Origin of the sequence: Thalassotalea piscium, from assembly GCF_030295935.1 — a bacterium.
Classification (GTDB): domain Bacteria; phylum Pseudomonadota; class Gammaproteobacteria; order Enterobacterales; family Alteromonadaceae; genus Thalassotalea_B; species Thalassotalea_B piscium.
In genome coordinates, this window is record NZ_AP027362.1 from 737443 (window position 1) to 758353 (window position 20911).

Annotated in this window: 16 protein-coding genes; 12 read left to right on the plus strand and 4 right to left on the minus strand. The window is 38.0% G+C overall.

Going from position 1 to position 20911, the window contains the following annotated elements; genetic code table 11:
• The first annotated feature begins 12 nt into the window (after positions 1 to 12).
• The 6 genes from neuC (at position 13) to QUD79_RS03190 (ending at position 6041) form a co-directional block, all read left to right on the plus strand.
• Positions 13 to 1167 (plus strand): UDP-N-acetylglucosamine 2-epimerase, encoded by a 1155-nt coding sequence (gene neuC / locus QUD79_RS03165; RefSeq protein ID WP_184426087.1) that lies wholly within the window; start codon positions 13 to 15, stop codon positions 1165 to 1167.
• Positions 1154 to 2065 (plus strand): formyltransferase family protein, encoded by a 912-nt coding sequence (locus QUD79_RS03170; RefSeq protein ID WP_184426085.1) that lies wholly within the window; start codon positions 1154 to 1156, stop codon positions 2063 to 2065. Before neuC ends, QUD79_RS03170 begins: the two co-directional genes overlap by 14 nt.
• Positions 2062 to 2733 carry a PIG-L deacetylase family protein gene (locus QUD79_RS03175; RefSeq protein WP_184426083.1) on the plus strand — a complete coding sequence of 224 codons (672 nt, stop codon included), beginning with the start codon at positions 2062 to 2064 and terminating at the stop codon, positions 2731 to 2733. Before QUD79_RS03170 ends, QUD79_RS03175 begins: the two co-directional genes overlap by 4 nt.
• On the plus strand, positions 2733 to 3833 hold the full coding sequence (gene neuB / locus QUD79_RS03180; RefSeq protein WP_184426081.1) for an N-acetylneuraminate synthase: 1101 nt from the start codon (positions 2733 to 2735) through the stop codon (positions 3831 to 3833). Before QUD79_RS03175 ends, neuB begins: the two co-directional genes overlap by 1 nt.
• 440 nt (positions 3834 to 4273) lie before the next feature.
• A complete protein-coding gene (locus tag QUD79_RS03185) occupies positions 4274 to 5335 on the plus strand; it encodes a nucleotidyltransferase family protein (RefSeq protein ID WP_184426079.1) in 1062 nt (353 codons plus the stop codon).
• Positions 5328 to 6041, plus strand: a complete 714-nt coding sequence (locus tag QUD79_RS03190; RefSeq protein WP_184426077.1) for an acylneuraminate cytidylyltransferase family protein — start codon at positions 5328 to 5330, stop codon at positions 6039 to 6041. The genes QUD79_RS03185 and QUD79_RS03190 overlap by 8 nt, the downstream gene beginning before the upstream one ends.
• Positions 6042 to 6830: 789 nt before the next feature.
• On the opposite strand, the gene QUD79_RS03195 is transcribed toward QUD79_RS03190, so the two are convergent.
• The 4 genes from QUD79_RS03195 to QUD79_RS03210 form a co-directional block, all read right to left on the minus strand.
• A complete protein-coding gene (locus tag QUD79_RS03195) occupies positions 6831 to 8411 on the minus strand; it encodes a B12-binding domain-containing radical SAM protein (protein WP_184426075.1) in 1581 nt (526 codons plus the stop codon).
• A gap of 3 nt (positions 8412 to 8414) precedes the next feature.
• Positions 8415 to 9440 carry a 6-hydroxymethylpterin diphosphokinase MptE-like protein gene (locus QUD79_RS03200; protein ID WP_184426073.1) on the minus strand — a complete coding sequence of 342 codons (1026 nt, stop codon included), beginning with the start codon at positions 9438 to 9440 and terminating at the stop codon, positions 8415 to 8417.
• 408 nt (positions 9441 to 9848) lie between these two features.
• Complete coding sequence (locus QUD79_RS03205) at positions 9849 to 10022, minus strand: hypothetical protein (RefSeq protein WP_184426071.1); 174 nt, start codon at positions 10020 to 10022, stop codon at positions 9849 to 9851.
• Positions 10023 to 10081: 59 nt separating this feature from the next.
• Positions 10082 to 12592: a 6-hydroxymethylpterin diphosphokinase MptE-like protein gene (locus QUD79_RS03210; protein ID WP_184426069.1), complete on the minus strand. Its 2511-nt coding sequence runs from the start codon at positions 12590 to 12592 to the stop codon at positions 10082 to 10084.
• A gap of 283 nt (positions 12593 to 12875) precedes the next feature.
• On the opposite strand from QUD79_RS03210, the gene QUD79_RS03215 reads away from it, so the two are divergent.
• From QUD79_RS03215 to fliG, 6 genes are all read left to right on the plus strand, one after another.
• A complete protein-coding gene (locus QUD79_RS03215) occupies positions 12876 to 14360 on the plus strand; it encodes a sigma-54 dependent transcriptional regulator (protein WP_184426067.1) in 1485 nt (494 codons plus the stop codon).
• A gap of 703 nt (positions 14361 to 15063) precedes the next feature.
• Positions 15064 to 16218, plus strand: coding sequence for a sensor histidine kinase (locus tag QUD79_RS03220; protein WP_184426410.1), 1155 nt, complete (start codon positions 15064 to 15066; stop codon positions 16216 to 16218).
• Entirely contained in the window at positions 16205 to 17548 is a 1344-nt protein-coding gene (locus QUD79_RS03225) for a sigma-54-dependent transcriptional regulator (protein WP_184426403.1), read from the plus strand. Before QUD79_RS03220 ends, QUD79_RS03225 begins: the two co-directional genes overlap by 14 nt.
• A 173-nt stretch (positions 17549 to 17721) precedes the next feature.
• Positions 17722 to 18072 (plus strand): flagellar hook-basal body complex protein FliE, encoded by a 351-nt coding sequence (gene fliE, locus QUD79_RS03230; RefSeq protein ID WP_184426400.1) that lies wholly within the window; start codon positions 17722 to 17724, stop codon positions 18070 to 18072.
• Between the two features lie 71 nt (positions 18073 to 18143).
• Positions 18144 to 19838, plus strand: a complete 1695-nt coding sequence (fliF, locus tag QUD79_RS03235) for a flagellar basal-body MS-ring/collar protein FliF (RefSeq protein WP_385958608.1) — start codon at positions 18144 to 18146, stop codon at positions 19836 to 19838.
• Positions 19831 to 20883 (plus strand): flagellar motor switch protein FliG, encoded by a 1053-nt coding sequence (gene fliG / locus QUD79_RS03240; protein ID WP_184426394.1) that lies wholly within the window; start codon positions 19831 to 19833, stop codon positions 20881 to 20883. The genes fliF and fliG overlap by 8 nt, the downstream gene beginning before the upstream one ends.
• Positions 20884 to 20911: the final 28 nt, after the last annotated feature.

A 20911-nucleotide genomic window follows, 5' to 3' on the forward strand; every position in this document is an offset into this window, starting at 1 on the left:
TAGCGTGAATATATGAAAAATATTGCAGTATTTACTGGCACTAGAGCTGAGTACGGGCTGCTCTATTGGATACTTAAAGGTATAAGTGTCAGTGAAGCTAATTTACAATTATTTGTTGGTGGAATGCATTTATCACCAGAGTTTGGTTGTACTTTTCAACAAATAGAAAAAGACGGCTTTTGTATTAATGAACGATTAGAGTTTCTACTATCTTCAGATTCACCCGTTGGGATCACAAAGTCACTCGGCTTAGCTACTATTTCGGCTGCCGAAGCGATTGAAAGAAATAAGCCTGATATCTTAGTATTACTAGGAGATAGATATGAATCGCTCGCTTTGGCGCAGGCAGCTTTAATTGCACAAGTACCCGTTGCCCATATTCATGGAGGGGAATTAACACAAGCATTAATTGATGATGCTATTCGGCACGCAATCACTAAAATGTCGCATATTCACTTCACTTCAAATGTTGCTTATCAAAATAGAATTATAAAAATGGGTGAGCAACCTCAGTTTGTCTATAATGTTGGTGCGCCAGGGTTAGATAACCTACGCAAATTAACTTTACTTTCTTGCGATGAATTAAGTGAGTCAATCAAAATCGACCTTTCAGGGGGATTTTTCCTCGTTACCTACCATCCAGTAACGTTAGAAGAAAAAGGTGCTATAAGTGCGCTAGAGAATCTATTGTCAGCTATAGATAATTACCCCGAGTTTAAAGTAATTATTACCTATCCAAATGCTGATACGTTTGGAAGAAACTTGATAGAGATATTGAAATCTTATCAGAAACGTAATAGCGATAGAGTATATTTAACTCCTTCTCTAGGGCAGATTAACTACCTCTCGGCGCTCAAACATACTAGAGTTGTTTTGGGGAACTCATCTAGCGGTATTATTGAAGCACCAACGTGTAAGGTTGCAAGCGTGAATATTGGAGATCGCCAAAAAGGGCGGATATCAGCAGAAAGTGTTATTCATTGTCAATCATCATATTCTGAAATAACTACCGCCATTACTCAAGCCCTGTCAGCAGAGCATCAAATGTTATGCCGATCAGTTATTAATCCATACGGTGATGGTTACTCTTCTGAGAAAATAGTAAAAGAACTTTTACGATGTGATTACAAGCAATTAAAACATAAGGTCTTTTATGACGCCCACTAAAAATAAGCTCTCTATAGTTTTTATTGGTTGCGTGCAGTTTAGTGAACAGGCGCTTAAAGTGCTATTGAGCCTTAAAGCTGACAACATATCGGTTGTAGGGATTATTACTAAGAGTAAATCCACTTTTAATAGTGACCATGTTAGTTTATTACCTTTTGGAATCGCTGAAAATATACCAACTATGGATGTTAATGATCATAGTGATACATTAAATTTTTGTCGTCAATTAGCACCCGATGTAATATTTTGCTTTGGTTGGAGTCAACTCTTATCGAAGGAAATACTGACTCTTCCACCAAAGGGTGTCGTTGGCTTTCATCCAACCAACTTACCTGAAAACAGAGGTCGACATCCTATTGTTTGGACATTAGCGCTAGGGCTAACTAGTACAGCCTCGACTTTTTTTATGATGGATGAAGGAGCAGACTCAGGCCCAATTATTAGTCAAAAGCCTGTATCCGTTTCCATTGAAGACAATGCTAAAACGCTCTATGAAAAAATTATTAAAGTTGCTTTACAGCAAATAAATGAATTTGTTTACCCATTACGTGATGGTTGTTTAAATTATTATGTACAAGACGCTACAAAGGCAAATACTTGGAGAAAGCGTGGGGAAATTGACGGTATTATAGATTGGCGAATGACTGCCGATTCGATCGTAAATTTGGTTCGTGCTCTCTATCACCCTTATGTAGGTGCTGAATTTCTATACCATGGTGAGAAATTCAAAGTATGGCAATCAGAAATTTTTAATAAAAAAATACCCAAAAATATAATTCCTGGAACGGTATTAGCTATTGAAAATCGAAATATATTAGTTAAAAGTGCCGATACCTCAGCTGTTTGGCTTAAAAACATTCATAAAAAAGTCGCGGTTAAGGTAGGAGATCACCTATGAAAAAAATTGTATTAGTTGTTGCACCACACCCAGATGATGAAACGTTAGGCTGTGGTGGAACACTGTTGAAACACAAGGCACAAGGAGATGAGATCCATTGGTTGATAGTCACAGCAATGACAGACTCATCAGGTTATTCAGCCGAAAAAATTAAGGCTAGGGCTAAAGATATACTGCAAGTAAGTGAAGCGTATGGCTTTAGTTCAACAACAGAGCTAGGTTATGAAGCTGCTAGACTCGATCAGGTTAATATGTCTGACTTTATAGGTAAGTTATCTAGTGTTATAAAAAATATAAGCCCAGAAGTTGTTTATGTACCATTTAGATATGATGCACATAGCGATCATAAAATAACATTTGATGGCGTTATTTCAAGTTGTAAAGCCTTTCGTGCACCGTATGTTAAAAGGTTGTTAGCTTATGAAACTATTTCAGAAACAGACTTTAACCTTAAACCTGGTAATACACAGTTTAGTCCAAATGTATGGGTAAATATTGATAATCATATTGATCATAAGCTTGAAATCTTAACCTTATATGATTCAGAACTAGATGAGTTTCCATTCCCAAGAAGTTTACAGGCAGTAATTGCACAATCGCAACTTAGAGGTGTACAAGCTAACGCTAATGCTGCAGAAGCTTTTATGCTGCTTAAAGAGATTTTTTAATGACTACTTTAATCATTGCAGAAGCAGGTGTTAATCATAATGGCGATGAGAAACTTGCTTATCAATTGGTGGATGCAGCTGTTGCGGCCGGTGTTGACATTGTTAAGTTTCAGACATTTAAAGCTAAAAACTTAGTAACTCAGCACGCGCAACAAGCGCAATACCAGCAAACTAATACCAACAAAGAGCAAAGTCAATATCAGCTGCTTAAACAGTTGGAGTTAACTTTTGAAAGTCATAAGTCTGTTAAAAATTATTGTGATCAAAAGGGCATCGAGTACTTATCTACAGCATTTGATTCAGAAAGTTTACGCTTCTTGGTAGACGAAATGCAGTTAAAACGCTTAAAAATACCCTCAGGCGAATTAACTAATAGTCCATTTATACTTGAACATGCGCTAACAGGCTGTGATTTGATTGTTTCTACGGGGATGGCAACATTAGTTGAAATTAGACAAGCATTAGGTGTAATAGCTTACGGGTATTTACATAGTGAAAAACGAATACCTACTAGCCAAAATTTGTCAGCAGAAGATTTTAGCCAAGCTTTTGCAAGCAAAGAAGGTCAACAGTTACTACTGGATAAGGTTGTACTACTTCATTGTACAACAGAATATCCCGCGCCTTTTAACGAAGTTAATCTAAATGTTTTAGATACATTAGATACTACATTTAAGCTAACCGTGGGTTATTCAGATCATACTCAAGGCATTATTATCCCTATTGCCGCCGTAGCTAAAGGGGCACAGGTTATTGAAAAACATTTTACTCTAAGCCGAGCCCTTGAAGGGCCCGATCATCAAGCCTCAATTGAACCGGATGAGCTTATTGCAATGGTGGAAGCCATCCGCGTTACTGAGAAAGCATTAGGAAGCGTTATTAAAAAACCAAGCCTTTCTGAATTAAAGAACCGTGATATTGTTCGTAAAAGTTTAGTCGCAATTGTGCCGATCGCGAAAGGTGACGTACTTTCCCAAGAGAATGTAGGTATTATGCGACCGGGGAATGGTATTTCGCCGACAAACTATTGGCGGGTTCTTGGTAAAACTTCTAAAAAAACGTTCAATAGTGGCGATTTAATTGAATTTGACGATCTTTAAGCATTAGGTGCGAACTGGTTTAATTATTGCTTCTACTCTACATAAGTAATTAACATGCATAAGTAGGGCACTAGGAAATAAAAGGGTTAAGTCATCTTGTTATCGACTTACTTTGCAGGTCAGTATTTATGCTGGAAAATAGCTTTTTAGAAATAATGATATGGGCATTATACATCTGATGGCCTAGAGGCCAACCCACATAATTAAGGTACGTTGTTGGTCGGTACTTATACCGATAAATTAAAGCGACTAGCCAATCAGAGTAACTGAAGGGCTATAAACCAACTTACAAAAAAGTGATGATTTTTTAACTTAAGCCTATGATTGACGATTGAAACTACTAGCAAACGTGTCATAAAAATCTTTACTCAAATGGCGAATTACAAACAATACCGATTTATTATTAGGTATAGCCTTGAATAAAATATCGAGAGGGTAAAATGAGTCATAACTGGCAAAATATATTAATACCACCTACTGCGACAATGGAACAAACTATTACAATAATAGATAAAGGGGCTATGCAAATGGCGCTGGTAGTTGATGATCGTAATGCGCTGGTTGGTGTTGTCACCGATGGTGATATAAGGCGTGCTTTAATCAGACACCAAAGTATGGACTGTTCAATCGCAGATGTCATGAATAAAAAACCACTTGTAGCTACTATGGGAACTTCTCGAAATAAACTCTTAAATCTAATGAACGCGAAGGGGTTGCACGCTATACCATTAATAAAAAATGGTGAGTTAGTAGGCTTAGAAACTCTACAGCATATTGTTGCTCGACCAAGCTATGATAATCCTGTTTTTTTGATGGCTGGTGGTTTTGGTACACGGCTTAAACCGCTAACAGATACTTGCCCTAAACCGTTATTAAAGTTGGGAGATAAGCCAATTTTAGAAACTATTCTAGAAAGCTTTGTAGATTCAGGCTTTCATCAATTTTATATCTCAACCCATTATATGCCAGAAGCAATTCACGAACACTTTGGTGATGGCGAAAGGTGGGGAGTACAGATTCATTATGTTCATGAGCAAGAGCCCCTCGGTACTGGTGGAAGTTTAGGGTTATTACCTGATGATTTACCAGAACTTCCTATCATCATGATGAATGGTGATGTTTTAACTAAAATCGATTTTGAGAAGTTACTTAATTATCATAACCAACATTCGCCTATATGCACTATGTGCGTAAGAGAAGATGAATATAAAGTGCCTTATGGTGTAGTAGAAGCTGACGGCGCAAGGATCACTAGTTTGGTAGAGAAACCAACCCATAAGTACTTTATAAACGCTGGGGTTTACGTGGTGAGTAAAGCCATGATAAATGCGGTAGGTAAAAATAAACGTATTGATATGACTGATTTAATTGAAAGTTATATCGCAGATAACCAATATGTTGCTATGTTTCCAGTACACGAGTATTGGCTAGATATTGGAAAAATGGTCGACTTTTATCAAGCACAAAAAGATGTAATGCAAGGAGGGCGATTCGATGGTTGATAAAATTTTAGCAATTATTCCGGCGAGAGCAGGTAGTAAACGTTTACCGGGAAAAAATAGTAAGCAATTATGTGGAAAACCCTTAGTCCAATGGACGATGGAAGCAGCACAACAATGCCAAGAGATAGATGAAATTATTGTCAGTACAGATTGTGAGAATATCGCAGCTATTGCTCAAAAATGTGGTTTACCTGTTCCCTTTTTAAGACCCAAAGAAATTGCAGGTGATACTGCTACCGCAAATGACGTAGTTAAACATACTGTTGATTATTATAAAAAGAAAGGTCGGGTATTTGACTATATTCTTTGGTTGCAACCAACTTCACCATTACGCTCTAGCAATAATATCAAAGAAGCAATCGAAAGGTTAAAAGAAAAGTCCGCTGATGGTGTGATTAGTGTGTGTGAATGTGATCACTCCCCAATGTGGAGTAATACGCTTGATGAAGATGGAAGTATGACAAGTTTTGTCTCAACTTTTGTTAAGAAAAACCCCAGAAGTCAAGCATTGCCCACCTTCTACCGCCTTAACGGCGCTATCTATATTACTAAGGTGGACAAACTACTTGCACAGGAAACGTTTTTTTTGGAAGAAAAATTGTTTGCTTATGTAATGGATAGAGAAGCTTCAATAGATATTGACCACCACCTAGATTTTAAATTAGCGGAGTTTTTACTAACAGAACGTCAAAACAACAAGGGCTAAACTATTTGTACTGACCAAATTCCTTACAATCAATGGTATGGGTCGAGTAAATCTGATGGCCTAAAGGCCAACCTACACAAGTGAAGATACGATGTAGGTCGGTATTTATGCCGACAAATGTTTTTAATCAATAGCATAGGTATCCTAAGTCTGATGGCCTAAAGGCCAACCTACACAAGTGAAGATACGATGTAGGTCGGTATTTATGCCGACAAATGTTTTTAATCAATAGCATAGGTATCCTAAGTCTGATGGCTTAAAGGCCAACCTACACAAGTTAAGAAACGTCGTAGGTCGGTATTTATGCCGACAATAAATTTATTAATCAATGGTATGGGTACCGTAAATCTGATGGCCTAAAGGCCAACCTACACAAGTTGATAAACGTTGTAGGTCGGTATTTATGCCGACAAATGTTTTTAATCAATAGCATAGGTATCCTAAGTCTGATGGCTTAAAGGCTAACCTACACAAGTGAAGATACGATGTAGGTCGGTATTTATGCCGACAATAAATTTATTAATCAATGATATGGGTACCGTAAATCTGATGGCCTGAAGGCCAACCTACACAAGTGAAGATACGATGTAGGTCGGTATTTATGCCGACAAATGTTTTTAATCAATGGTATGGGTACCGTAAATCTGATGGCCTAAAGGCCAACCTACACAAGTGAAGATCCGATGTAGGTCGGTATTTATGCCGACAATAAATTTATTAATCAATGGTATGGGTCGGGTAAACTGATGGCCTAAAGGCTAACCTATAATAGCTTTAGGCCCTATTTTCTTAAACAACTTCTTTGTACTTGGCTAGCGGTCCAGCCTCTTTAACTGTTCTTAAATTGAATGAAGCTTTAGGTTCAACTACAGGTGCTAAATGTTGTTGCACTGGAGCCCAATGCTTTTCAGACAAGTCTAATAAACGTAAATCTTTTAAATATACAATTTGCTGTAAACCAAGTAATTGCATCGGCGAGAATTCTTGAGAAATGGTTGCGGTAATTTTACTAGCATCACCTAAGTCCATAATATAGGCTTCTAAGTCACCATTATATTGTTCTAAAATTGAATCTTTATAGGCATAGTACCATTCGGAGCCAGGGTAAGCGGTAGCAAAATGGGGCTTAGCGGTTATACCAAGCTCTATCAGCGCATCTATAGTATTACGTACACTCTCAAACGATTCTTCTGGAAAGCCGATAATAATATTTGGAATAGGTTTAATACCTGATGCTAAGCACGTTGCGATACTCTGTTTGTTTTTTCGAGCATTAGAGCCTTTACCTAAATTACGTAAAATATGCGGATCAAAAGACTCAAGCCCATACACTAAGTGAGTGCAGCCTGCTTCATACATTAACTTTAATGTATCAGGTCGATGTAATCCCGCATGGGAAGTACCATTCCAATGCACGCCTTTACAGTTTTCGTCATGGGCAATGCCTTGCTGGCGACATGTAGGCTGTAATCCGGCATCAATCCATTTAGCGCAAAGCTCTTTTAGCCATGTACCTTTACTTGCAACATCCATTGTCATCAAGTTTTCATCAATAAAGGCTGCAAAATCAATATCGTAAGTATCGTATAGGTGTTTAACCATGCCAACGATATAGTCGGCGCTATGGTAGCGAATATTTCGACCGTATGTGAAGACTACATCATTTTCGCCCTCTTCATTCTTTTCAATCAGCATGTCGCCTGTTGTACCCAAGTGCCAACAATATTTGCAAGTTAAGCCACAACCAAAACTACCATTGATGTCCATTCTACGCTTAGAAGTAAATGACTCTTCACTAAATAAGTTCGCTGAGTTTGCAAAGTAAATATCAAGTGGAAATAGCTCCCAAGCAGGCCATGGTAACGTGTCTAAATCATTAATATTTGGGCGCACTGGTGTTAAAAAGCTTTTACCCGTTAAATCACGGTGAATAACACCGAGTACCGTTGAATAGTCGAAGTCTTTTTTATCTATTTTATCAAGCACCGCAGGGAAGGTTTCAAATGATTCGCCAATACAGCCAACATCGATTTCAGGTATCCATTTAAATATTTCGGTAGGCATGCTGGTTAGAAAACCACCACCTGCAATTAATTGCGCTTTGGGTGCAGTTTGCTTAATTAACTTGCAGGCTTTCTTAATGTAGTTATAAGTTGTTGTAAGGCCGCCAATGCAAATAGCATCCCAATTGTCTGCTTCACATACTTCAATAATAGTATCTAAAGGTAGACGATGTGCGTTAGCGTCATACACTTGCACTAAATGTCCTTTGTTCATAGCAATAGATGCCAATAGGGCAATACCATAAGGAATATGGCGTGGGACATCTTCTTCGCGAACGACAGGGTTAATAAATAAAATTTTAGCCATAAGTTAATGCCCTTTTTGTAAAAAATCATTAAAAGTGATGCAGCTTATATCACTAGCAAAAAGTGTACCAGCTTCAGAGCAGTTGTAGGTATTGCCGGATGAGCGACTATGTAAATCAAGAAAATTTCGACGGTACCAAAAGTAAGTAGGGTCGGTGTAAAACTCTTCACTGGTGAGCGGAAAGGTAAAGCGTGGAAAGAGCTGTTCCAACTCATCACGTGAGCTAACAAATTCTTGTAGCTCGTAATAGGTTTGTGTCATTTCAAGCGGAGTGTCGCTATGATAACCCAAATCCATGCCAGTGATAGCAATTTCCGGTATTTTTAAAATAGCATTAGCAAATACCCAGGCCGCGGTGCCTACAGTCCCCCCAGTATTCATGCATGACTTTTTATTAATATTATAAATTTGTCTTGTTAGGCTTTCAGGATCTTGGGGCGCATCAACAATTGGATTCCACCAGTACATGTCAAAGCCTGCCTCCATGGCCCTATCTACGACATTTTTTGGTGCTGATGAACAGATAACAAGCTTTATCTGGGGGGCATATTTATTAATTAACTCAATATTTTCTTGGTTTTCTTTGATAGAGTTGTTGCGAAACTCAACATCTAAGTCTTGTCTGGAAAAATAATCATCGTGGCGAGTGTTTTCTTCAAAATCATTATCACCAAACCAACGTACCATTCGTGTTGGATGAGGGTCTAGTGTTAAGACATAGTCAGGTATAATGCCATTTTTTAAGCATTTTACTAATGAGCCGTCAACAACCACAATAGTACCAGTATAGTTTGATGATTTCAGTTTTTGTAAAACGTTAAATTTATGTAAGCTAGGGCCCGCACTTACTACAACAGCAGAGCGTTTTTTTTCTTGAGTTAGCGGCGCTAAATCTTTAAAGCTTTTATGACAAAAAGGTAGATTGACTTTTGCATTTTCAATTAAATCATTGCTGTGCCATTGTTTGCCAATATCTGTAATTTGTGAAACAACATCAACAAATTTAATATTTAGATCATTCTGATTCATAAATTACCTTTATTAAGATCTAGGGCGTGTTGATCTTTGCTATACATTTTTGCAGCGATTTATTTGGTGTTTATACAAGGCTAAACTTATGTAATGGGGTTGTTCCCCATAAATAAGTGAAAACGCCGTAGAAATACCAAAGAGGCGCTGTCCTACGGATACGTTTAAACATGATTTACTTTTTGTTCTAGCTCGTTTATGTAGAATAACTACACTTTACTCGCTACGCCTCAATTAAATCATGTTTAATTCGTACGAAATTTGTACTCGAAAGATCAACACGCCCTAGGTGTTTATTATTTATTTTTCACTAAGTAAGTCGGTATTTATTGCCGATAATATGTATTAACCCTTAGCGGCAAGACCAAGCTACAAGGTTTAGGCCCCTAGTCTAACATTAACTTTCGACTATTCCTCGCCATCCCAGGTTAAATCAGTTCGTTCAACATATACCATTGAACCACCAATTGAATTTAATGCGGCCTTTTTAAATGCTTGTTGTGCGTTGTCTTTACCACAGTTTTCTTCAGGTTTTTTTACTTCTTTTTGGGTAGTGAAGTTGCCTTTTAATAAATCACTCATGGTTAATCCTCAAATATTTTCTTAGTAACAGCTTTGTATCGGTGTTGTAGCTGATTCCATTAGCTTATGCTATCAAAAAATTGTTTTGCTTCAATATTGTTGGGGTCTAATGTTCTGACTTTATCAAATGCTTCTTTAGCTGGGGCTAACGCATTATTTTCTAGATAAAGATTTGCCAAGGCTAGCCATGCCTTAATATCATGACTTTGTTGCGCTAAATAACTTAAATATACATTTTCAGCTTCAGTTACTTTGTTGTTTAATTTCAGTATGGTTGCATACTGAGGCTGATAAGCAGGCGTTAACTCTGATAATTTCTTTAAAGACTTTTCTGCTTGTTGGTAATGGTTTAAGTCAATTTCTAACACAGATATTTGAATAAGCTCATCTTCTGATAAGTGGTGGTCATCTAGCTGATAAAATTGCTGTAAAGCTTGTCGGTTATTACCTTGCAACAAGGCTGAGTAAGCTGAGCATAATATAATTAACTGATCTAAATTTTCGTTGTCTTTTACGATGTTTTTGGTTTGTTTTTGGTTCTTTTTAAGTTTTTCTAAATTTGTTGTTAACGATGTTAACCCATCAGCGTTTTTGGCTTCAAACATATAAACGGCTTTACGATTTACACCACTTAAACTTGATTGGGCTTTAGTGCGCTGTAAATGATAAGTATCAGTGTTTTCAAGTATCGCAAAATACTCTGCTATTTGAGAGTCTAATTCGTTTTTATCTAAATCATTTAACTCTTGATAAATCGCAGGATTTTTTAGTTTCCAACCGTAAGCCCGACCAAAGTGCTTCTCACTTCGCCATTGCTCAAAGATATCATGATAATCTTGCTGAACAATAGTTTCTTGAAGACGTAAGTTGAGCTTTTTCTTTGCTGCTGCTAGTAGTGGTTTTAATTCATTTATATTATCGATAAAACATTGATAATACTTTCGGCCCACTTCTTCCATATCTTCATCGGTCCACTCTGAATCTCCATCAGTTCTCGCTATTTGGATAAAACGATGAATACCATATTTTTTTAAAAAAGTGGCTGTTTTTTCATATGTTGTACTAAGTAATTCTTCTGCTTGATCGATTCGTTCTTTAATTTTTGCATTTTCTAATTCAGAATCGTAGGTTTTATATAAGTTATGATTATCTGTTATTGCTTGTTCAACGACTTTCTTTATTTCATCAAGTTCATCAACAAGTCGATCGATGTCATCACTCACATCAGTAAATTGCTGGGTATTCACTTTACTGTATTTATGCTTTATTTTATTGATGATAGGAGTAACGAGATCTTCTTTAGCAAAATCTACATCATCGAAATTAGCGAGTAAAATATTGTCAATTTTCGCTGCATTCGGTGATAAATTATAAAGTTGTGCCCCTTCTTTTATGGCAAAATCTGCTTGTTCTGCTATTGTTTTTGTTGCTTGTATAAAGGTCAACATAGTTTCTGCCATTTTGCCACTGTAGGTTCTTATCCACTGTTCACGCTTCCCTAGAACTGGCCCTACATTTGCTTCGTTACTACCTTTAGCGTGGGTGTTTCCTTCACTTGAGTAGCACAAATCAACGCCGGACAGAAAAATACGCTTAAAACCAAAATCAATGGCAGCTGAAATTGCAGAATTAGTGACAGTAGGACCGGCTAAGTTAACATTATCTTTAGATAGCTCACTTGGCCAAGGAACTCTTAGCCCGTCATGAAAAGCAACGCCTCGCCATTGACCTAACAGTACTGGTACCACATAGGTTGAGTGAAGGAAGATAGCGTCATCAGCCATTTCTAACATTTCTTTACTTACATCAAAACTGACTTCATGCGGATCAACTGAAATAACAAAGTGAGGACATATTTTTTCACTGAGCAAGCGTTTCGCAATACGGGAAACTGCAATAATAACCACTTTGTTTTCTAATGAATTAAGTTTATCAATAACTTCATCAAGAGAAGGACCGCCACCTAATATAATACAATCCATACCACCAAATTTATTTTTAAGCGCAGCCATAGGGTTGATATTGTCAGCTAAATTAATGATTTGTTTTATCACAAAGGGGGCGCGGTATAGGCTTACCATTGTATAGTGCTGTTGGGTTTCAAGTTTTAGTGCTATTTCAGTATTTGCTTGGTAGTAATAGTTATCGTAACCATCATTAGCAGCTATCGACTTTACGTACCTTACTTTATCAGTGTACATATAAGCCTGTAGGCTTAATTTTTCAGATTCCACTTCCCAAGTGGCAAGCGAAGCAAATGCTATGTTGTCACTCCATTGTGTAAAACTTAACTGTGCTTTTAGATTTTCAAGGACATGTTCTGAGTCTATAAATAGATAGCGAGAACCTTTGGCAAGACCGTGCTCTAATATATAATTAGTCAGCAAACCAGAATCGCACCCTAAGATAATATAGAAATAATCTTCATCCCATAGTCTATTTTCATAAAAATTATCAAAAATAATTTTCGCACTATTTTTTTCAAAGACATTGCGATTAACTGAATATAAATAAGGGTCATCAAATTTACTTATCTGATATTGCTCGAATTGCGCTTGTCTTTCACTCATAAAAAATCCTAATCACTTATGGTTAACTTCCTTCTTAACTTAAGGATATATCATTGCGAAGTTAAAAAGAATGTTGCAGCTAATAATAATAAAATAAAGCAAATAATAAGCCAACTCTTCAATGTAAAGGCTTCAGTATGCAGAGGTAAGTAACCTTTCTGTATGTTAGGTCTATCAAAAGTCAAATAAATGACCTGGTAGCGTCAAATTTTTGTTGAAAGATTATCCTTACAGGTTAGAATCATTGTATATCTCAGATAATTAGTCGGTTTTTCAATCTATTATGCAAGAACAAAAACATATTTTAATTGTTGATAATCAAAGTGCTCGACAAGAGCAATTAGCAACTGTTCTTGCTTTTATTGGCGAGCATTACTATTGCTGCAAAGCAGATGAAGTTGAGCAACACTTTAAGTCGCACCCTAATGTTTTAACGGTGATACTTTCTGGAGAAGTTTCTGAACCTTTAGCTGAAATAGTTAAAGCTAACCCTGCTTGTCCATTTATAACGCATGATGTAGTAGACAAGCACCCTATAATAGATAGGGTTAATTTGTTAGGCGATGTCACTATCCCACTGAATTACGCTCAACTGACAGAAATGATTCATCACTGTCACCAATACCATAATAAAATGCCAAACAAGCGGATTAAAAACGCAGGTAATAGCATGTTATTTCGTTCATTAGTGGGTGCAAGTAATGCCATGCAGCAAGTACGCTTTTTAATTGAACAAGTTGCTAGCACGCAAGCAAACGTACTAATACTTGGGGAGTCGGGTACAGGTAAAGAAGTGGTTGCACGCAATATTCATAACTTATCAGACCGACATAAAGGGCCTTTTGTACCCGTAAATTGTGGGGCAATTCCTGGTGAGTTACTTGAAAGTGAATTGTTTGGTCATGAAAAAGGGGCTTTCACCGGCGCAATTTCTACTCGAAAAGGGCGGTTTGAATTAGCGGAAGGTGGCACATTATTTTTGGATGAAATTGGTGATATGCCGCAACCGATGCAAGTAAAGTTGCTGAGAGTATTACAAGAAAGAACGTTTGAACGTGTTGGTGGCGCAAAAAGTATCAAAGCTGATGTGCGTATTATTGCTGCCACGCACCAACATTTAGAAGATATGATCAAAGAAAATACCTTTAGAGAAGATTTGTATTATCGCCTTAATGTTTTTCCTATCGAAACACCTTCACTTCGAGAGCGTAAAGAAGACATACCTTTGTTACTTAAAGAGCTAGTCACTCGTTTTGAGCATGAACAAGGCAAGTCTGTGCGCTTTACTGAGCAAGCGATTGCTTCATTGCAAGAACATCCTTGGATGGGGAATGTTAGGGAGTTGTCAAACTTAATTGAGCGAATGATTATTATGTTTGGCGAGCAGGTTGTGAATGTGAGTGAACTGCCCTCAAAGTATCGTCATATCGATGTTGAAGAGTATCAACCTCAATACCCAGAGGAGTTACAAGAGCGCGAGGCGATAAACGAGTTATTTGCTGGCTTTGATTATGAAGATGACGACGAAAAGTATAACGACAATGCTTTTGGCACTAACATTACTGATGAAGCCAATACTGGTATGGTTGATATATTGCCTAATGAAGGGCTTAACTTAAAAGATTATCTTGCAGATTTAGAAGTGTCGATGATCAACCAGGCATTAGAAAAAAACGACTGGGTTGTTGCACGTTCGGCTGAATTGCTAGGAATGCGCAGAACTACATTAGTAGAAAAAATGCGTAAATATAATTTACAAAAAAGCTAGGGTCTGTTGATCTTTCATTTTAGCCTCTGCTATAGACTATTTTTTAAGATAACAAGGCGAAAATGGTGCAATGTAGCATTCTCGGCTTTGGCATCCTGCGTCGCTCTACCTTCTGCATCCGTGCAGTCGTACTTTAACCATTTTTAACGATGTTAGGTTGAAAAATAGTCATAGCCCTTTGGGTTGCCTTGAAAAAGCGTCACTCTTTGTCGCCTACAGGATGTAGGTACTTAACGAGAGCAGGACGCGGCAGTTGTACTTAATGTGCATTTGGAACAACCAAACATTACATTAAGTGCCTCGACTGTCATCTTTTTCAAATGCAACAGAGCTATAAACTGAAAGATCAACAGACCCTAGCATCTAACTTATTTTAAACTTTTTCTTTTTGACATTAACGGGGAGTCCATATCAGACTCTATGGCTTAGTTTGCAACTAATACCTAGCAACTAGCACACTTACATCCACACATAACGTGGTCTACTTATTGCTGTCCTATTAACGATAAGCCAATTCTTTGACTGTTACTAATACCTGATTTCACCTTATTAACGTATTGTTATTAAAGGGTAAATTGGGTTGGTATAAAAAGTGCATTGATTGGTTGTTATCGTTAAATAGGTAAGTATTATGACAGTGGCATATTCAACTACATCAAAAAGCGTGGATCATTCATCTTTGTTCAATACCGCAAAGGTTTCTATGCACTCACCTGTATTTGGTGAAGAAACGTCTGAATTACAGCGTGAAACTTATCATGGAGAGCTTGCGCTGTTAAGGCAGCAATCAGAGCAGCTTGCGCAAGTTATTAATGTTATGCCGTCAGGTGTGATCTTGCTCGATGGTAATGGTGTAGTGGTAAAAATTAATAAAATTGCTAGTCAGTTACTTGATGAGCCTATTTTAGGCCAACCTTGGTTCGATGTTATTCGTCGCTCATTTAAACCACGGGCAGATGACTGGCATGAAGTGTCACTTAAAGACGGTCGCCGAGTAAAGCTTGAGATCACTCCATTAGTTGATCAACCGGGTCAGCTAATTTTGATCACAGACCTAACCGAAACACGATTACTGCAAGATAAATTAGGCCAATTACAACGTCTATCTTCGCTAGGGCAAATGGTGTCTAAGCTTGCTCATCAAATTAGAACACCGTTATCGGCAGCAATGCTTTATGGTGCAAACCTGAAAAATAAAAATTTAAAAGTTGAAGATAGAGAAAATTTTCAGCACAAATTAATGTCACGTTTAAACGACCTAGAACAGCAAGTTAATGATATGTTGTTATTTGCTAAAAGTGGTAAACAACAGGTGGTTGAGCCAATTTCTATTAATGAGCTGGTGTCTGAGTCAAGCAATGGCTTAGAAGCGCTTATTAAAAAAGCCAATGCCACTCTTACCATAAAACCTTGCCCAGACGATTGTAAAGTTCTGGGAAATAAGCGCGCACTTAATGGTGCCATTGTTAATTTAATTCATAATGCCTTACAAGTGATACCTGACAAAGCAAAAATACAAATTGAGTCTCGCTGCCTTGAAGACTACGCATTTATTAGCGTAATAGATAACGGCAAAGGAATTGACAGCGCATTAGCGAATAAAATTTTTGAACCTTTTTACACTTCACGAGTTCATGGCACAGGCTTAGGACTTGCTGTTGTCAAATCAGTAGCAAATGCGCATCAAGGTGATGTTAAATTACTTAGTGGCCCAAATGAAGGCGCGCATTTTTGTATTAAGTTACCGTTACTGAAATTGAAACAAGAAACAACTGATGAAGTAAAAGCACACCAATACCCCCATTATACTGATACCTTTCAGTCAGCTTCACAGGAGAGTACTTATGAATCAGAGTAAAATCTTAGTGGTAGAAGATGATGCTGGTCTAAGAGAAGCGTTAGTTGATACCTTAACTATCGCAGGTTACCAGTGCATTCAAGCAGAGTCAGGCGAAGCGGCGTTATTGTTATTAAAGAACCACCTTGTTGATCTCGTTGTCAGCGATGTTCAAATGGGGGGGATGTCGGGACTTTCTTTACTAAAATCAATTAAAAGCGCTAATGCGCAGCTACCTGTATTAATAATGACGGCATACGGTACTATTGATGATGCAGTGCAAGCGATGAAAGATGGTGCATGTAATTATATGGCTAAGCCATTTGCCCCTGAAGTGCTGCTCAATATGGTGAGCCAATACATACCGTTAGTTATTAATGACGGTGGCGACCCTATTGCACAAGACAAGCAAAGTATTGAGTTATTAAACTTAGCAAGAAAGGTTGCAAGCACAGATGCTTCCGTGATGGTTTTGGGTCCTAGTGGTTCGGGTAAAGAAGTACTTGCGCAATATGTACATTACCATTCGGCCCGAGCAAGCAAACCTTTTGTTGCTATTAATTGTGCAGCTATTCCGGAAAACATGCTCGAAGCAACGTTATTTGGCTATGAAAAAGGTGCGTTTACTGGTGCTATTCAAGCATGTCCAGGTAAGTTTGAACAAGCACAAGGTGGCACTATTTTACTTGATGAAATAACCGAAATGGACTTAGGCCTACAAGCTAAGATATTGCGCGTTTTGCAAGAGCGTGAAGTTGAGCGTTTGGGCGGTCGAAAAACAATACAATTAGATGTTCGGGTAATTGCTACAAGTAATAGAGATTTACGAGAGGCAGTAAAAGAAGGCATATTTAGAGAAGATTTATATTATCGCCTTAATGTTTTTCCATTAACCTGGTTACCTTTAGCTGATCGTCGAGATGATATTATTCCATTGGCGCAACACATGGTGGCACGAATTTGTCAAAAAAATGGGGATGTAATTCCTGAATTTACTGCGTCCGCGCGGAGTAAGTTAATGACTTATCACTGGCCGGGAAATGTGCGTGAATTAGACAACGTAATGCAACGCGCATTAATTTTGCATAGTGATCAACAAATTGATGCTATAGATATATTAATTGAGAATTTTGATACTGAAATTATTCAAGAGCAGGAAGAAGTAACTCCAGCTAGCACCGATAAGTTAGGCAGTGAGTTAAAGCTGCAAGAGCATCAAATTATTCTTGATACTTTACATGCCTGTCATGGTAGTAGAAAAGAAGTCGCTGAACGGTTGGGTATTAGCCCTCGTACTTTACGTTATAAAATAGCGCGTATGCGTGATAGTGGTATTCAAATACCGGCTTAAGTTATTTAGACTATTGCTAAAAAATAGCATTGTTAATAAAAGCTTTATTTTAATTAATGGCATATAATCAATTGGTTATGTGCCATTTTTTATAGTAAATAACGTTGGCACTAAGCTTGCTTTATTACTCGTAATCGTTAATTAAACAATAAATTGACACAAGAGAGCAGGTTATGGATATCAAAGCAAATTCACTCTACGCACAAATGCAGAGTATGTCGTTAGAAGCTTCAGGTAAACGCTTTCCCGTTGAAGGCAATAGTGAGCTTGTTAATGCCGTTGCACCTGCAAATAACTCATCTGCAAACTTCGCGTCTATGTTAAAAGACGCGGTTAATACTGTAAACGACCTACAACAAGATGCTGGTGCTAAACGTACGGCGTTTGAAATGGGCGATCGCAGCGTGACGTTAGCTGACACTATGATTGCAGCGTCCAAGTCAAGTGTTGCCTTTGATGCAACAGTTCAGGTTCGCAACAAATTTGTTGAAGCCTATAAAGAAATAATGAGTATGCCAGTTTAGTGTTACTAAACAACGCAATATCTAAGTAAAGTAAAAGAGCGAGACGTAACATGGCAGATACAAACACAGCAATGGTTTCATCAGATAACAATACCGATTTGGTTGTGAATGAACACGACGATTCAGATATTGATGAGCAAAAATCAGGTTTTGCTGCAGCAATGGGAAATGTTGATGTTTTGCGTCAAATAACATTAATCATGGCGTTAGCAATATGTTTAGCGATAGCTGTTTTTGTTATTTTGTGGGCAAACCAGCCCGATTATCGCTTTTTAGCAAAGCAACCTACTGATCAATTAATTAAAACCATGGATTTTCTTGATGCCAATAAGGTTGAGTATACTCAGGAAAATAACACTATTTCGGTGCGTGCAGACGAATATCAGAGTGTAAAACTATTACTCGCAAGAGAAGGACTAGACGATCAGCCTAAAGCGGGTAATGAAATAATTATGCAAGATATGGGCTTTGGCGTTAGTCAACGCTTGGAAGGTGAACGCTTAAAGCACTCTCGTGAACAACAATTGGCTCGTACTATTGAAGAGCTGCAGTCTATTACTCGCGCTAAAGTATTATTAGCTATACCGCGTGAAAATGTTTTTGCTAAACGTAAAAGTTCGCCATCAGCAACAGTTGTATTAACTATGCGCCGAGGACGAATGTTGTCAGAAGAAGAAGTTGACTCGGTGGTTGATATAGTCGCTTCAGCGGTACAAAGCCTTGATCCAAATAGAGTAACGGTTACTGATCAAAATGGTCGTTTATTAAATTCAGGATCACAAGACTCCATTTCTTCTCGCTCTAGAAAAGAGTTTGAAATTGAGCAAAAACGTGAAAAAGAGTACATGGAAAAGCTCGACACCATTCTAATTCCAGTGGTTGGTTTAGGTAATTATACCGCGCAAGTCGACGTAACTATGGATTTTACAAACTCAGAAGAAACACAACGGCGCTATAATCCTGATTTACCTGCACTTAGAAGTGAAATGAAAGTTGAAGACAGCACTACGGGTGGCCTGCTAGGCGGTATTCCTGGTGCACTCACTAATCAACCTCCACTAGATTCTAATATTCCAGAGAACGCAGAAGGTGGACAACAAAAGGCAATGCCAAGTCGTAAACATTTAGAATCTACTAAAAACTATGAGCTTGACGAATCTATTAGCTATGTTAAGCAACAAACAGGGGTTATCCGTCGAATTAGTGTTTCAGTAGCATTAGACTATATTAATAATGTAGGCCCTGAAGGGCAGATTGATCAAGCACCACGTTCAGCGCAAGAGTTAGCAAATATTCGTCGCTTGTTGCAAGGTAGTATAGGTTTTGATATGCAACGAGGTGACGCATTAGAGGTCGTTACTTTACCATTCTCACGCCTTGCAGAGCCTGAATTAATTGAGCCAGCAATTTATGAGCAACCTTGGTTTTGGAAGGCGATTAAACTTGGAGTAGGTGGTTTAGTTATTATTGTGCTAATAATGGCAGTAGTGCGTCCAATGTTAAAACGCTTAATTTATCCAGATCAATCACCGTCTGATTATGGCGATAAATCACTTGATAGCCACATTGACTTAGGTGATGAAACAATGGATATGCTAACATCTGACTTTGATGCAGGCGCTGTTGGCTTTGCACCAGATGGTAGCTTACAGCTACCAGATCTTCACAGAGATGAAGATATATTAAAAGCGGTTCGTGCCTTAGTTGCCAACGAACCTGAATTATCGTCGCAAGTTGTAAAAAGTTGGTTGAACGAAGATGAGTGATGAAGCCCAAACCCAAACTATGAGCGCACCGGCTGGTTTTGATGTTGATAAACTAGACGGCTCCGAAAAAGCGGCCATTTTATTATTAAGCTTGTCGGAAGAAGATGCAGCACAAATTTTAAAGCATCTTGAGCCGAAGCAAGTTCAGCAAGTCGGCATGATTATGGCGGCGATGGAAGACTTTACGCAAGAAAAAATTACTGCGGTTCATAAGCTTTTTATTAACGAAATACAAAACTTTAGTACCATTGGTTTCCAAAGTGAAGAATTTGTTCGTCGAGCATTAACTGCGGCATTAGGTGAAGATAAAGCTGGTAATCTTATTGATCAAATTGTTATGGGTGGTGGTGCTAAAGGCTTAGATTCATTGAAATGGATGGACTCTAAACAAGTAGCAAATATTATTCGTAATGAGCATCCTCAAATTCAAACGATTGTACTTTCGTACTTAGAACCCGAGCAGTCAGCTGAAATAATGAGTCAGTTCGCTGATAAAGTGCGCCTTGACTTGATGATGCGTATTGCCAACTTAGAAGAAGTACAACCAGCAGCATTACAAGAATTAAATGAAATAATGGAAAAACAATTTGCCGGTCAAGCTGGGGCTCAAGCTGCGAAAATGGGTGGTTTAAAAGCGGCTGCAGATATTATGAATTACCTCGATACCAATATTGAAGGGGTCTTAATGGATGCGATTCGTGAGCATGACGAAGAAATGAGCCAACAAATACAAGACTTAATGTTTGTTTTTGAGAACCTTGCCGATGTAGATGACCGTGGTATACAAGCAATTCTGCGTGAAGTGCAACAAGATGCACTGATGAAAGCAATAAAAGGTGCTGACGAAGCATTGAAAGAAAAAATTATGAAAAACATGTCTAAGCGTGCTGCTGAAATGATGATGGATGACTTAGAAGCAATGGGCCCTGTGCGCATCAGTGAAGTTGAAGCTGCTCAGAAAGAAATACTGTCAATTGCACGCCGTTTATCTGATGCTGGTGAAATTATGCTCGGCGGAGGAGGCGGTGGTGATGAGTTCTTATAATCGATTTAGCTTGTTAGCATACGTACTT